Source organism: Brevundimonas nasdae (assembly GCF_019395145.1).
Classification (GTDB): Bacteria; Pseudomonadota; Alphaproteobacteria; order Caulobacterales; family Caulobacteraceae; genus Brevundimonas; species Brevundimonas nasdae.
The window spans coordinates 1,132,512-1,146,072 of the sequence record NZ_CP080034.1 but is presented as its reverse complement, the minus strand read 5'-3'; the positions used below and the strand labels follow the sequence as shown (position 1 = coordinate 1,146,072).

Genomic DNA, 13,561 nt, shown 5'->3' with positions numbered 1-13,561 from the left:
GGCTCGCCTCCGAGCTCGAGGCGAAAGGGTGGCGTCGACATGAGGCGTTGGAGGGGATTGATCTCTATCTGGCGAATGGCGCGACATTGCCGGTGCGACGTCCTCGGCCCGATCTTCTTGTTATCGGCGAGTGGCGTCCGAGCGGCGCGGAGATTGCGCAGGTGGTCGAGGGGGCCGAGAGCGGCAAAGCCTGCGCCGAACATCTCGTACGTCATGGATGGGGCCGCTATGTCGCCGTGCACCGCGATTCGACTGGCGACGTCAGCGTCCTGAGAGATCCGACCGGCAGCCTAGATTGTGCTGTTTGGCGGTCGGACCCGCTAAGGTTCATCGCCGACGATCTCCCGGACGTTGCCGACAGTCTGTTGCCGGCCGGATTGAGGATCGACTGGAGCAGCATCGCCGACTACGTCGCTGCGCCTGAACGCGTCGTCTCTCAGTTGGCGCTAACCGACATCGAAACCGTTCATCCCGGGTGTCTGGCGCGTCTGACGCGAAGCGGCCTCGAGCAGGCCTTGATCTGGGATCCCGCCGCCTTCTACGACCGCCGGGGGTCGATATCCGCCGGGACCGATCTCCTTGAAACGGTTCGCGGCGTGGTCGACGCCCTGGCGTCGGATCATGATCGGTTCGTCACCGAGATCTCGGGCGGCTTCGACTCCGCCGTCGTGGCGGGACTTTTAGCTGGCGGTCCGCGCGACCGGCTCATCGCCGCTTGCAACTTCCATGGGCGCTGGCCGGAAGGGGATGAGCGGACCTATGCCCACGCGGTCGCTGAGCGGCATCATCTTGACCTGAACTGTATCGAGAAGCCCGTCCAGCCCATCAGGCTTGAGGATTTCGCTTCGCTCGGCGCCGGATTGCGGCCCGCGATGCAGGCTGTCGACGCAACCTATGACGCGGCTCTTGCCGATCGTATGGTGCGCGACGGAGCGACGGCCTCATTTACCGGGCAGGGCGGCGATGCGGTCTTCTATCAGGCGGCCTTCCCAGACCTTGCGGCGGACCGCCGCGACAGATTGGGGCTCATGGGCCTGTCGCCCCGGTTCCTCTCCGACACAGCGCAGTGGACCCGTCGGTCAGCCTGGGCGGTCGCCAGGATCGGCTTGCGACCTCATCGCGCCGAGATCCAATCCACATCCCGTCATCCCTGGCTAGCGGCGTCTGCGGCCTTGCCGCCCGGCAAGCGACGCCAGATCCGCCAACTCGCCAACGCTCAGATCTACTGGGGAGACTGCCGGCGGGCGCGAGTGGGCGCCTTGCTACATCCTTTCCTCAGTCAACCCGTGATGGAGCATTGCATCGCCTTACCAGCCGATGTGCTCGCCGCAGGCGGTCAGGACCGCGCCTTCGCCCGCGCCGCCTTCGCCGCCATTCTGCCAGACATTGTCCGCCAACGCCGCAACAAGGGCGATCTCACCCGCCATTATGGAGAGATCAATCGCCTGAGCCTGCCCTTGCTCCGCCCCCTGCTGATCGAAGGTCTGCTCGCGCGCAACGGGGTGCTGGACGCCGCGCGGCTTGAGGCTGAACTAACGCCAGAGCGGTTGGTCTGGGACGGTGACTACGGCCGCGTGGTCCTCCTGGCGCTGCTGGAGGTCTGGGCTCAGGCCTGGGTCGACCGCCTCGGCCGTCGCCATGCCTAGGTGGCGGTCCAGCCAATCGATCACCCGGGCGTGGGCGTCTCTCACATTGGCCGGACTGACCAGGCCGTGGTTCTCGCCGAGATAGGTCACCAATACCGCGTCGCGGTCGAGCCGGTAGAGGGCGCCGAAGAGGGAGTCCGCGTGGGTGAAATCCAGATCGTAGTCGAAGATCATCACCGGCGAGACGATGCGGCGGGCTGCATAAAGCGGGCTGGCGCGAAGATAGGCTTCCGGATCGTCTGCGATAAAGGCCTGAAGATCGGCCTGGCCGGTCTCGGCCCATCCGGCCATCGCTGTAAGAGGGACGCCATCCTCCGGATGCAGGCGATAGGGGCCGGATAGATCGAAATTGTCTGAGAATTCGTCCTTGCCGGATGAGGCGACGATCGCTCTGAACCGTGTGGTCTGGGTGGCGGCGAGAAGTGCGCCGTACCCACCGAAACTGTGTCCTGCGAGTGCGACCCGGTCCAAGTCGATGGGCGCGACGCGAGCCGCCGCCTCAAGCACCTCCTCGATCGCTCCAGCCAGGCGGGAGAGATCGGACGGTGAGGCGTCAGGGAGGCTGATCACCAGGACGGCGTAGCCGGCGGCCGCCAGCACCTGAGGGTTCAGCACCCGGTTGCCGCCGCCGGGCGCGAGCCAGGCTGGGGCGGCGCCATAGGCGCGGCCAGGATAGATGAGTGCGACGACTGGAGGCGGCGGTCCCGTAGGGTGAGGCGGAGACAAGAGCCAACTCGTTAGAGGCGTCCCATCGATCGCTGCATGTGGGATCGGCCGGATCTCGCCGAAGCGGCGCTCAGCAAGGCCGGCGTTGACGACGGCCAGGGTTCGGTCGCCGTCCTCGCCTTCCAGCCTAAGGGTCTGGACGCCTGCGGGCGATCGCGACAGCGTCACCGCGTAGCCCTTCGCTGCGGCGATGAGACGGCCGGTCGTGGCTAAGGGTTGGCATGATGAGGATACGTCGGAGCCGAACGCGACCAGGCATCCGGTTGAAGTCCGCATCATCAAGGGTTGGACGTCCAGACGGCCAGGATTGACTGCCGCGCGGCCACCGCCGTCGCTCGCCGACGAGGATGGGGTCGCTTCCCCTGAGAAGGCGACGCCATCGCCCCTTAGAGGAAACCAGATGGCGTTGTCGCGGCGATAGAGGCGACCTCCAACGGTGATCAGTCGATCCTGGCCGGTCCCGGGCGCCGCCGGTCCAACTTCATCGAGAGCGCGCCAGACCAGGCCGTCGCCGTCTTTGAAGAGGCCGATCGCGTCCGCGCCGTCCCAGGCGGCGCGAACATAGGGCGCTCGGCCGACGCCCTCGAGCAGGGCAGGGCGGCCGATCGTTGTCGGAGAGCGGACATCTCCGTTAGGGGTGACGAGCCGGAAGCTGCCGCCGTCCCAGGTCTTGCCGCCCGGGCGTGCAAAGACCAGCAGTTGGTCTCCCGCTGGGTTCCAACTCAGAAGATAGGGGATGAGGTCGAGGTCTGGGTTGCGGCGGACTTCACAAGCGACGAGGTCGATCAGAACCAATCGTCGCCGCCGCATGGGCTCGCCGATCGCGGCAAGTTGGTCTGGGTCGGGCTGAATGTCCTCGGCGTCTTCGAGAAGCGCGAGGTGGTCGCCGTTCGGCGCGAGTTCGAGATCGACAAACTCGCCGGTGGCCAGGACGCGTTGTATCCCTTGCGTTACGTCGAGAGACACCAGGCGGCGAGCCGGCCAACGTGGGCGGGCGTTGCGGTCGGATCCGCTCCTTTGAACAACGACCGACGGCGTCCGTCCTGCAGCCGCTTCGGCCCACAGATGACGCGCTCTCGCCTGATGCTGCGTCGCCGCCCGGTACTTGAATGGCGGATTCTCCGTGGACCGGGCGACCACGAGAAGTTCCGTGTCGGTGCGCCAAGCCAACGCGCGTCCGAGGTTCGCCGTCTCCGGGGAAATGTCGAACCAAATCGTTCGCCCGGTTGAGGGTTCGAGCACGCCCAACGCCCAGCCTTCGGAGGTGACGCGGTAGACCACCATGCGACGGCCGTCTGGGGAGAAGGGCCCAGCGAGATAGCCTGTCGCGTGGTCAGGGGAGGCCAATCGCGAGGGCGGTCGAACTCCATCTCGGTCATAGACCTCGAGTTGAGTGAGCAGGTCCGTCGTCGCGCTCCCGAGGGCATAGGTCGCGGCGGCGTTCCATGGACCCTGGCGCTCGATGGCGACCCAACGCCCATCTGGGCTCGTGCGGACGTCGCCTAAGGCCTCCTGCGCTAAGAGATCATCCACCCCGAAGTCGGTGTGATGTACCGGTCCGGTAGGACCGGTCGGCGACAGGGCCAGGAGACCTGTGACGGAGAGAGCGGGTAGCCACATCTCACCAGGCCCGCTTGAGTTGGACCGCGATGAATCGGCCGCGGACGTCGGCGTTGGCGGCGTCATATCCCACGCCCTCGATAGCGTCGTAGAAGGGCGGATCCTGATCCGTGAGATTCTGGACGGTGAGGGAGACGGTCGCGCCAGCCAGCGGCCCGTTCGTCGGGGCGTAACGAAGATGGGCGTCGGCCGTCAGCCACGCGCCGATACGCCGCCCAGTCAGATCGGCGTAGTCGCCGACATAGTTGAGGTGGCCCGATGCGGACCAGGCGTCGCGGCTCCAAGTCAGACCGCCTCGGCCTCTCAGACTGAGCGGATAGGCGGGTTGATCGAGTCGACTGACCACCGGCGAGGTCGGCGTCGTCTGAACATCGTAACGGGTAAGGTAGGTGAGGTTCAGGGTGGTCTCGAGGCGGTCAGAGCCGTAGGCGACCGCGTGGCGCACGCCCAGATCCAGCCCCTCGACGTCGACCTGCGACGTATTCACCCAGCGCGCGTCGACGATGGCGCCATAAGCCGTCGCTGGATACTGACTGCCGAGGCTCGTCGATGGGCGGTCCAGGATCTCCTGAACGGCGTCTCGATCCGCAGCATTGTTGGCCGGATCGACCCGACGCACGAAAGCCGTGTAGGACGGGTCGGAAAGCGCGAGCGCAGTGTTCTCGGAAGTCGGTTGTCCGATCCGACTGTCGAAAGTCGTCCGAAACCAGTTGGCGGTCAGCGTGAGGCCTTCCAGCTCCGCTGGACGATATTCGGCGCCCGCCGTCCAGGTGTCCGCTTCCTCGGGTTTGAGGTCGGGATTGCCGCCGTAGAGGATCATGGACAGGGTTGTGGCTTGTCCACCTGAGGCGATGAAAGTCGGGCTCTGCCGCGCGGGGTCGTGGAGTTCACGCAGGTTGGGCGCACGGAAGGAGGAGCCGTAGTTGGCCCTGACAATCCAGTCTTGGGCCGGGGCCCAGATCAGCCCCAGCTTAGGGTTGGTTGTCGAGCCGATGTCGCCATAGTCCTCGAACCGGAGCGCCGCCGACAACTCGAGGCGCCGCAAGCCCGGGCGAGCGTTGTCGGGACCGAACAAGGGCGCGCGCAGTTCGGCGAACCCGAAGGCGACGTCTCGATCGAAATCAGCCGGAGCCCCTATTGTCGGCGTTGCGGCGCTCGAGAAGTTGGAGATCCGCCGCCAGAAGGTCTCTTGCCGGTATCCGCCGCCGAGGGCCAATCGAAGCGGGCCCGCCGGTAGGTCGAACAAGGAACCGTCCACCTGCAGATTATAGGTGGTGGTCGTGGTCTCAAACTCTGAGCGCGCCCATCCCTGGCTGATGAAGGCCAGGGTCGCCGGGTCATTGACCGGGATGCCGGCAAAAGGATTGAGGTAACCGTCCCGAGCGGCGCTGTAGGTCGTCGCGGGATTGTCCGGCGTCGCGCCCAGCGCCTCGCGCAGAAACAGGCTGTTGAGTTGCCCTGTGGCCAGATTGTCGCCGGTCTCCGAGGCATAGGCGACGTAGGTTGAGAGCCGCCAGTCGGAGAAAAGGTCGCCGTCCAGTCCTAGGCTGAGCCCAAGGCTTTCGACGTGGCCGTTCGTCACCGGATTGGGGAGTTCATTGGCGAAAGAATAGGCGATGGTATGGGCCGAAGCGCCCACCGGGGACACGAAATAGGGGTTGGCTCGCGTGACATTCAGAACCGTGATCAGAGGCGCCGAGATCGTCTCATAATCCCGCCGGCCGAAACGGGCGTCGGCGTTGGAATGCAGGCGGTCGCCGAGCGCTTGGTTCAGTGCAAGGAAACCGCTGTGTCGCGTCTGGCGCGGCAGCACGTTCAGGCCCGCGCGTTGGTTGCCGTAGTTGACGGCGCCGGCGATGAAGTCGGACGGTTGAAGCGCCGTGCCGTCTTGGCCGCCTGGAATCGCATAGGCTGGAAGATAGCCGACCGCCGGGTCGAGGAGGACGATATTGCCAGGCGCCGCGTAATAGAGACGGCGATCCGAACCGCCGCGCCAGCGCAGGTCCGCGTCGCCGGCCAGGCGTCGGTCCGACGCGGGCAAGGCTTCACGGTCATTGTACTCGTAAGCCGCTAGGATCGATCCCGATGTCCAGCGCGCGCCGAGGCTCTGACCGAACTGGTGCTCACCGCTCGGGCCGTCCCACGTGCGGCCGACGCGAACCCGTGTCTCCGCACCCTCATAGTCGCGGCGTAGGATCACATTGACCACGCCGCCAATGGCGTCGGAGCCGTAGAGGGCGGACGCGCCGTCCAACAGGACGTCGATCCGACTGATTGCGATGGTCGGAATGGTCGAGATGTCGGCGAAATCGCCGAAGGCGCCGCTGCCGCCCATCCGACGTCCGTTGATTAGGACGAGAGTGGCGTCGCTGCCTAGTCCCCTAAGATTGACGCCGGAGGCGAAGTTTCCATTCGACCCCGAGCGATCGCCGCCATTGCCCAAGGCGCCCTCGTTGCCCGTGCCTCCGAAATTTTGCGGCAAGGCCGCAAGGGCTTGGGCGACGGTGCCATGTCCCGCACGCTCCATGTCGTCTCGACGGATTACGGTCACAGGGGAGGGGCCGTCGCCTGCGCCGCGGATCAGCGAGCCCGTCACCACCACCTCTTCCAAGGTCGGCGCTTCGGCGGAAGTACGGGTTTGGTGGGGATCGACGACGACCCAGACGTCCGGCCTCGCGCGGCGAACGGAAAGCCCCGTTCCGCGGAGAAGTTCGACCAACCCGTTATCGACCGTGTATCGGCCGCGAAGCCCCTGCGTCCGACGGCCCGTCGTCACCTCGGCGCCGTACAGGATTTTGGCGCCGCTCGCAGCGGTGAAGGCCGCCAATCCATCCGCGAGTCCCCCGGTGGGAATATCGTAGGCGCGCACATCGGTGCTTTCCTGCGCAGCCACCGGGCCCGCCACTGCGACCATTAAGGTGGCGACGGCGGTCGCTTGAAACTCTGAAATCCTCAAGTTCTTTCCCCCTCGTTCGAGATCCCGCGCGTTGGCGGGATTGAGGGGAGACGCACCGAGGTGGAATAACCCCTCAGGGGAGAGACGATTTTTCAGCGCGAGGCGCCGTGACGACAATCAGGTCGGCTCCACGCGTCTCGATCACGACGGGATAGATCTCCCCCAGGGCTGCCGCGAACCCATCGAGATCGCCAACGTCGAACGCTCCGCTCAACGGGGAAGAGGACAGCGCGGACGCTTCAAGGATGATGTGACGCGTGCTGTACCGATTCACCTCTGCGATCGCCGCCGCCAGAGGTTTGTGATGGAAGATCAGTCGTCCTTCGCGCCAGCTGGTTTCCGCGATCACGTCGGCCTGGACGGGCGTTGGACGGGCGGAACGGGTGTTCAACTTCTGGCCGGGCGAGAGGGACCACTCGCGTCGACGGGCGCGATCCACCACCCGAACCCGCCCCTCGGCGAGCACGACCTCCACATCCGGCCCGAGGCGGCGAACCTCGAACGCCGTCCCGATAGCGATCACCTCAACGTCGCCGGCGACGACCCGGAAGGGTCGCGTGGCGTCACGTTGCACGGCGAAATAGGCTTGGCCCGTCTCGAGATGGATCACGCGTTCTCGCCCCGTCAGCTTCGCGGTGACCGTCGAGGCTGTATCCAGGGTTAGGTCGGATCCGTCAGCGAGCCGCACCTCCCGGCGATCTCCGACCACCGTCGAGTAATGCTCCGCACGGCCTGAGAAGTGGAGGGTGAGTAGGGTCGCGGCCAGACCGATGCAGGCGAGGCCGACGAGTGGCGGTCCCCACTTACGTCGTGTGGTCCAGCGTGACGGTCCACGCGGCACTCGACCGAGGGTCTCGCGCCTGATCGCCCGGACGTCCTTGTCCCCCGACAGGGCGCCTGTCGCCGACCAGAGGGCTTCAAGATCGTCATAGGCTTGCGCGTTGAGCGGGTTATGCCTCCAGGCGCTGAAGGCGTGAACGTCGCGAGTCTCGATCCGCGTGCTGTTCAGCTTCGCGAACCAATGTGCAGCCTCCCGTCGCCGGGCTTCGATCTCCGTTTCGGACGTCATGTGCATGGCCTAGTCGTTCAATGCCGCCGAACAGTGCTGGAGCGCCATGGCCATGCGACGTTCGACGGTGGCCAGACTGATCCCGAGCGCCTGCGCGATCTGCGGTTGAGTCATACCTTCAAATCGGGCGAGGACGAAGACATCTCGCGCAGCTTCAGGCATGGACTTGATGAGCTCCTTTAGAAGGAGCGTGTCGAACTGCGGCGCAGCAACCGATCCGATCTCGCTAACACCTTTCGCATGGGTCAGCCGAACAGCCTCTCGACGCTTTCGGTCGCGCAGCAGATTGAGTGCGATGCGCCATAGCAGCGCCTTGGGATGGCGGATCTCGTCGCGCAGATATGGGCGGATCTGCAGATAGGTATCGTGGACGAGATCCCCGGCGTCTTCAGCGCCCAGTCGCTGCCGCAACGCGCGGGCGAGCCAGGCCGCGTGGCCGCGATAAAGGCCATTGAGGCTTCGCGTGGTCGCCGCATCCAACTCCTTCGCATCCGTCACTGCTGCTCTCCCGACTGTATCGGACGGGAATCCAGGCGACGGCGGGCGCCAGCGGCGCGCATGCGGCCGGACGAATCGCCTTGGGCGCGCCGAGGCGCGTCCTGTCAGCATTTTAAATGACATCGCAGAAGGGGATTCCACGCCCCATCGGCCGAAGGCCGACGACCGAAGCATGAATCAACTCGGGGTCAGGTGCAAGCGTGGGAGTCGGGCGTTGGAATCTCTGCGAAGAGACCCGCTGCTTCAGATCCACCCGCCGCCGCCATTCGCATGGCTCCCGGCTCCCAGGTAGATCCTATATCGCGGCGCCCGACGGTGTCGTTTTAGGCGCCAAGGAGGCTGGTCGCAAGCTGGTGTCAAGTTGTCTCAACCCGCAAGAATTCAGCGCCCCTACCGCAAACTACCTGCGTTGGACGGGCGGTTTCCAATCGGTACTCTCTTGGTGACGAAAGGAGAATCCGATGAGCTGTCAGGTCCCTAGCGGAAAAAGTCTTTCGGGGCGCGAACGTGAATGCCTCGAGTGGGTCAGTCGAGGAAAGAGCGCGTCTGATGTCGGCGCCATCCTCGGACTGTCTGGTCGGACTGTCGAAAGCTACCTCTCGAAAGCCTGCGCCAAGTTGCATGTTCGGACCCGAATTGAGGCTGTCGCCGCAGCGGTGCGGTGTGGCCTGATCGATCCCTTACAATGAACGAGATAATCCGAGCACGTATCAGTTCTCTCATTAATCAAGACTGGAGCTGTCGCGCTGTGGTAGCGTTTTTGCATGCCAGACGGCCCGTCCTCGCATCGTCTCCGCGCGCTTCTCGCGGATGTGAACGCCCATGATCAGGCGAAGCTGCCAACTTGGCTCGCTGACGACGTGCTCTACGCCGTTGAGGGATCGTTCGAGATCTCAGGGCGGGGTGTCGTTAGTAGCCTGTGGCGCCGGATGTTCGCCACCTACGAGCGCTTAGGAATCGGCCTGATTAAATGTGTGTCGACAGGATCGATTGTGATCGCTCATCAGAACTGGGAGCTCGGTCGGCCCGGCGGTCCCCCGGTGCGGTTGGATGGTATGACGGTCTACCAATTCAGAGACGACCTTATCGCGGAGTGGCGAACCTATCTCGATTTAAGGGCGACGTCAGAGGCGGACCGGGCGCTGTGTAGCCGTTTACGGGCTGGTCGTTGGTAACGCCCGGATTGAGTGGCGTTCGCTCGACTGTGCCCTGAGTATCTCTGCACGCATTTATGCGAGCCAAAGCAACAATGAAAATGAGGACGTCCTGCTTGGCTGGACAAGTGGTCCTGATCAGATGTTGAGGTTGGTCCCTATACCCGTCAGCAACGGTGATCGGCGCGCTGCAGGCGTCTGCGGGGGTCGGGTTCAGTCGCGGAGCGTACCAGTGCCGCGATCGGGGCGATCGTCAGCCGAGGAAATGACGACGTGGAAGGTGGACATGCCGCCGTCTCCGTCGTCTTCCTCTGTGGAGTCCGGGGGCGGCAGATAGCGTCCGATCACGTGGCGCGCGTAGTCTTCTGCGACGACGAAGCCGCTGGCCGGTCCGGTGTCCACCCAGAGGCTCCACGCGCGCGCCGTGCCGCCAAGGCGCTTGCTGGTGATCGCGCTGGCGGACTTGCGCAGCACGCGTTCGACGGTTTCGGACCAGTCGTCAGCGCAAGTTGCACCGGAGGCGCTCGGGATCTCGGCCTTCCGACCTCCCACGCCGACCAACATCTTGCCGGCGGTGACGCCGAGGCTCTCTCCTGTTCCCATGGTCATCGGCGTGGATGGGACATGCTGCTCCCAGGTTCGGCCGGCGAGATCAACAGCTCCGTAGGCGCTGCTTTCATGGACGTGTCCGGGCGCATTCCGATCACGGAAATCCCAGGGCGAGGGGTGGGGCGGGATGCTGTAGGCCGACGGCACGAACTCAAACGGTGGCCAGTTCATGTTGAGGTCGAGTTGCTTCAGGTCGCCGGGACTGGTCAGGGAAAGGCTTGGCCCCGAGGCCAGTTTCGCCTGGATAATGAGCGCGCGCCGGTCGTCGTGGCCGTGGCGACGGTCGTCGATCACGATCATCAGGTCGCCGAGTTCACACCGGTCGTTCGGGGTTTTGTGCGGATGGAAGGTTACCTGGGGTGTTCCGTGGATGAAGGCGCCATGCATCTCGACCCTCAGGCCGAGCGGCGCCAAGATCGCCGTCCAGGCCGGTTGGGCCGTGACCAGGTTCGAGAAAACGGCGAGAACGGCTTCGGGCTCATCATTGGGGCGGCGTCCAAGCACAATGCTGTGGGCAAGGCCTGTGGCGACGGCGGCGTCGACGACAGCGGCGAGTCTAGCTTCGTCGATTTTCGAAAGAGGCAGCACGCTACGCTCCACTGTAACAGGCGGCGCCCTCGGTGGGCGACTGGGCACGGGTTCCGGTCTTAGTCGCCGGCGGTTTGAGGTTGTCCGGTTGCGAAAGGGGAGGCGACGCGGACCGCAGTCCGCGTCGCCTCGAGCGTTAGGGGCATTCGGGGAGGGACAGCAGGTTGTCGTTCCACTGGCCATCGGCGTAGGTGCGCAGGTATTTGCCGGTCGCTCCATTGACGACGCCAATGTCACCGCGATTGCCATTGACCAAGGTGTGGAAGGTGTTTGCCTTGGCCTCGATCGAGGCAATGACCTGAGCCTTGGTCCATTTCCATCCGGCCCCGCCGAGGTGGGTGATGGCGTCGTGCTTGCTGTCGCGAGCGGGCTTGGTGATGCAGGTGACGCGAATGTCTGTCATTGTTTGTCTCACTTCATGCGATTTGAAAGAAGGGCGGCGACGCCGGCGGACCGGCGTCGCCGGAGGCGTCAGCGCGGGCGCGGGATCGTCGGCGTGGACGGCCGGTCCGGGAACGTCGGCCGGAAGGGCGGCGTCTCGGGGCGGGTCGGGTGCGCCGGGAAGTGCGGGCGGTCGGGGCGTTCGTACATCGTCGCCCCCTAGCGCTTGCTATTGGGCGTGCGGTGGGTCGGCGACCAGGTCGACCCCGGTTGCGAGGTCGGCGGGAGCCGAGTGTTGTCCGGCACCGTCGCATAGTTGGGGCGCGGGCCCCCGCGCGGTCCGCGTTCCTGATAGATGCCGCCGTTGGGGCCGGTGTTCGAACCCGGCGGGAGTTGCTTGGGCATGATGCCCTCCTAAGCTGTCGTTGCAGAAAGCTGAGGGCGCTACGGGGCGCGGCCTTTGCGCGGTGTGCAGGGCCTGCTAGGAAAATTTCCGCAGCGTCGCGTCAGCGTCGTTGGGAGGGGAAGGCGGTCCGGTCCTCAGAAAACTTGGGTCCGTCTCCTCTCCAGCCATCTCCGGCGCCCGCATCATGCGGGTCTGGGGAGATGAAGATCGTTTCGGTCATGTCCGGGTCGTGTGGGCTCCTTTCAAGGGGATGGCGAGGATCTGGCGAGGTGGGGTCATTTCGGCAGGGCGATGCCTGCGGTCTCGACCAGATAGTGGTAGGCGGTGTCGCGGGTCTGGCGGGTGCTGCTGAGGCTCCAGCCCTGAGCCTTGCCCTGGCCATCGAACTTCTGAACCAGAATCTTGCCCTGCCAACCCGGATTGCCAACTTGATAGGGATCGTCGCTGTCGCGAGCCATGAAGGGCACCTTGATTGGCCCGTCAGCACGCAGGACTTCGACGTCTCCGGCCAAGCGCTTCAAGCCATCGCGCCAATCGGTCGTCTCGCGCCAGTCCAGTTGACGCATGCGGTGGCTTTCCCAAATCTCAAAAGCCAGGCGAAACATCGGGAAAAACATGATGTTCGACATGGCGAACGAGGTCTTGCGCAAGTCCTGCCGGACCTTACCCGAGGCGGTGGGAAGGAACTCTGGATAGTGCTTGGCCCACTCCTGGTAGAACTCGCAGAAGAATGACGTCAGGTTGGCGTATGCGTCACGCTGCTTCTCGAGGCCGAGCAGCTTTTTGTTGAAGGGCTTGATGGCGACATCGAGGGTCGAGACCGTTGTGATTTTCCGCGACCCCGCAGCGATGGTGTTAGCGCGGGTTTCGATCTCGCTGGGGCCGAAGATGTCGCACTTTTTCTGCATCTCGGCCACAAAGCGGCGACTGGCGGTTTTGTCGGAGAACATGTCGATGGAGGCGGAGTTCGAGGGCTTCTTGCCCTCGACATTGTACTCGTCGAACAGCTTGCCTTCGAGGTCACGAGGGACATTGAAGATCTCGACCAAGACCGAGCTTTCTTCGTCGTCATACGGATCGAAGCCCTCCAGATATTTCACCAGATCGTCGTGATCGACGGCTTCGCCGTCTTCGGCAATGACAACCTCGTCCGGCACTGTGTCTGGGTTGTCCGACCACTGCTTCAGTAAATAGTAGGCGTAGTGGCGGTGGGCGCTGTCGGGCACGGTGATGCTCGAGTGGAGAGTCAAAGTGCGCTTGCCCTTGTCATATTCGGCCGGCGGGCGGTTCGGCTCGAGGCGGGCGTTCCAGATGATGTCGGGGTTGAACAGCATCCGGCTGCCGTCGCCTGCTAGAGCGATCAGATACTTTGCGGCCATGGCTTGGGCTCGCTTGGATTCGATCAGCAAGGTGTCGGAGTGGATGTCGACGAGCGTTTCGGAGTCATAAACGTTATCGTCTGAGCCTTTCAGCCCACGCTGGTATTTGGGAGCGTACTTGACGTCGCCGCCGATCAGCGCGTCGGCCAAGTCGCCGATCGTGATGCGGCCGACATACACGGGACCGATGAAGGGACGCTTCACGCGGTGAACTTCCCCGATCACAACATTCTTGGTAAATTTTGCCATCCGCGCCTCTCGCTCCCGCCCAAATCAGGGGGGACGGTCAGTCTCTACCGCGAAACGAACTTCGTTGCAACTTCGTAGATGTAGGTTCGCGAAGTCTGTTTTAATTCGTAACGGAATCATGCGGTTGCGTGAAGCGGGCCGTAATGCAGTTGGTGTGAGCCATTGTCTGCAGCAGCCCTCGGCCTGGGTGGCGCGGCCGTCCAGGCTCTGCCACGTTGCGGTGTGATGGACCGATCGTCCCGAATATCCTGTATCCCGAGCAGGCGCTGGATGGGGGCGG

At 64.3% G+C, this 13,561-nt stretch carries 11 protein-coding genes; 3 read left to right on the top strand and 8 right to left on the bottom strand.

The window, feature by feature from the left end; all coding sequences use genetic code 11:
• The first annotated feature begins 92 nt into the window (after positions 1-92).
• Complete coding sequence (locus KWG56_RS05590) at positions 93-1,646, top strand: asparagine synthase-related protein (RefSeq protein ID WP_219373682.1); 1,554 nt, start codon at positions 93-95, stop codon at positions 1,644-1,646.
• Here KWG56_RS05590 and KWG56_RS05585 read toward each other — a convergent pair.
• From KWG56_RS05585 to KWG56_RS05570, 4 genes are all read right to left on the bottom strand, one after another.
• Positions 1,533-3,656, bottom strand: a complete 2,124-nt coding sequence (locus KWG56_RS05585; RefSeq protein ID WP_219354026.1) for a S9 family peptidase — start codon at positions 3,654-3,656, stop codon at positions 1,533-1,535. The genes KWG56_RS05590 and KWG56_RS05585 overlap by 114 nt on opposite strands.
• A gap of 337 nt (positions 3,657-3,993) precedes the next feature.
• Positions 3,994-6,861 (bottom strand): TonB-dependent receptor, encoded by a 2,868-nt coding sequence (locus KWG56_RS05580; RefSeq protein WP_219354025.1) that lies wholly within the window; start codon positions 6,859-6,861, stop codon positions 3,994-3,996.
• A 160-nt stretch (positions 6,862-7,021) separates the two neighbouring features.
• Positions 7,022-8,023 (bottom strand): FecR family protein, encoded by a 1,002-nt coding sequence (locus tag KWG56_RS05575; protein WP_219354024.1) that lies wholly within the window; start codon positions 8,021-8,023, stop codon positions 7,022-7,024.
• Between the two features lie 3 nt (positions 8,024-8,026).
• The gene (locus KWG56_RS05570) at positions 8,027-8,515 is read right to left on the bottom strand and encodes an RNA polymerase sigma factor (RefSeq protein WP_219354023.1); all 489 of its coding nucleotides are present in this window, start codon (positions 8,513-8,515) and stop codon (positions 8,027-8,029) included.
• A 461-nt stretch (positions 8,516-8,976) separates the two neighbouring features.
• Here KWG56_RS05570 and KWG56_RS05565 point away from each other — a divergent pair, with 461 nt between their 5' ends.
• Complete coding sequence (locus tag KWG56_RS05565) at positions 8,977-9,204, top strand: response regulator transcription factor (RefSeq protein WP_219354022.1); 228 nt, start codon at positions 8,977-8,979, stop codon at positions 9,202-9,204.
• A gap of 75 nt (positions 9,205-9,279) precedes the next feature.
• Positions 9,280-9,690, top strand: coding sequence for a nuclear transport factor 2 family protein (locus tag KWG56_RS19035; protein WP_219354021.1), 411 nt, complete (start codon positions 9,280-9,282; stop codon positions 9,688-9,690).
• A 192-nt stretch (positions 9,691-9,882) separates the two neighbouring features.
• On the opposite strand, the gene KWG56_RS05555 is transcribed toward KWG56_RS19035, so the two are convergent.
• The 4 genes from KWG56_RS05555 to KWG56_RS05540 form a co-directional block, all read right to left on the bottom strand.
• Positions 9,883-10,866, bottom strand: a complete 984-nt coding sequence (locus tag KWG56_RS05555; RefSeq protein WP_219354020.1) for a hypothetical protein — start codon at positions 10,864-10,866, stop codon at positions 9,883-9,885.
• A 136-nt stretch (positions 10,867-11,002) separates the two neighbouring features.
• Positions 11,003-11,269 carry a DUF3892 domain-containing protein gene (locus tag KWG56_RS05550; RefSeq protein ID WP_219354019.1) on the bottom strand — a complete coding sequence of 89 codons (267 nt, stop codon included), beginning with the start codon at positions 11,267-11,269 and terminating at the stop codon, positions 11,003-11,005.
• A 197-nt stretch (positions 11,270-11,466) separates the two neighbouring features.
• Positions 11,467-11,652, bottom strand: a complete 186-nt coding sequence (locus KWG56_RS05545; RefSeq protein WP_219354018.1) for a YjzC family protein — start codon at positions 11,650-11,652, stop codon at positions 11,467-11,469.
• 276 nt (positions 11,653-11,928) lie between these two features.
• Entirely contained in the window at positions 11,929-13,281 is a 1,353-nt protein-coding gene (locus KWG56_RS05540; protein ID WP_219354017.1) for a DNA sulfur modification protein DndB, read from the bottom strand.
• Positions 13,282-13,561 lie beyond the last annotated feature (280 nt).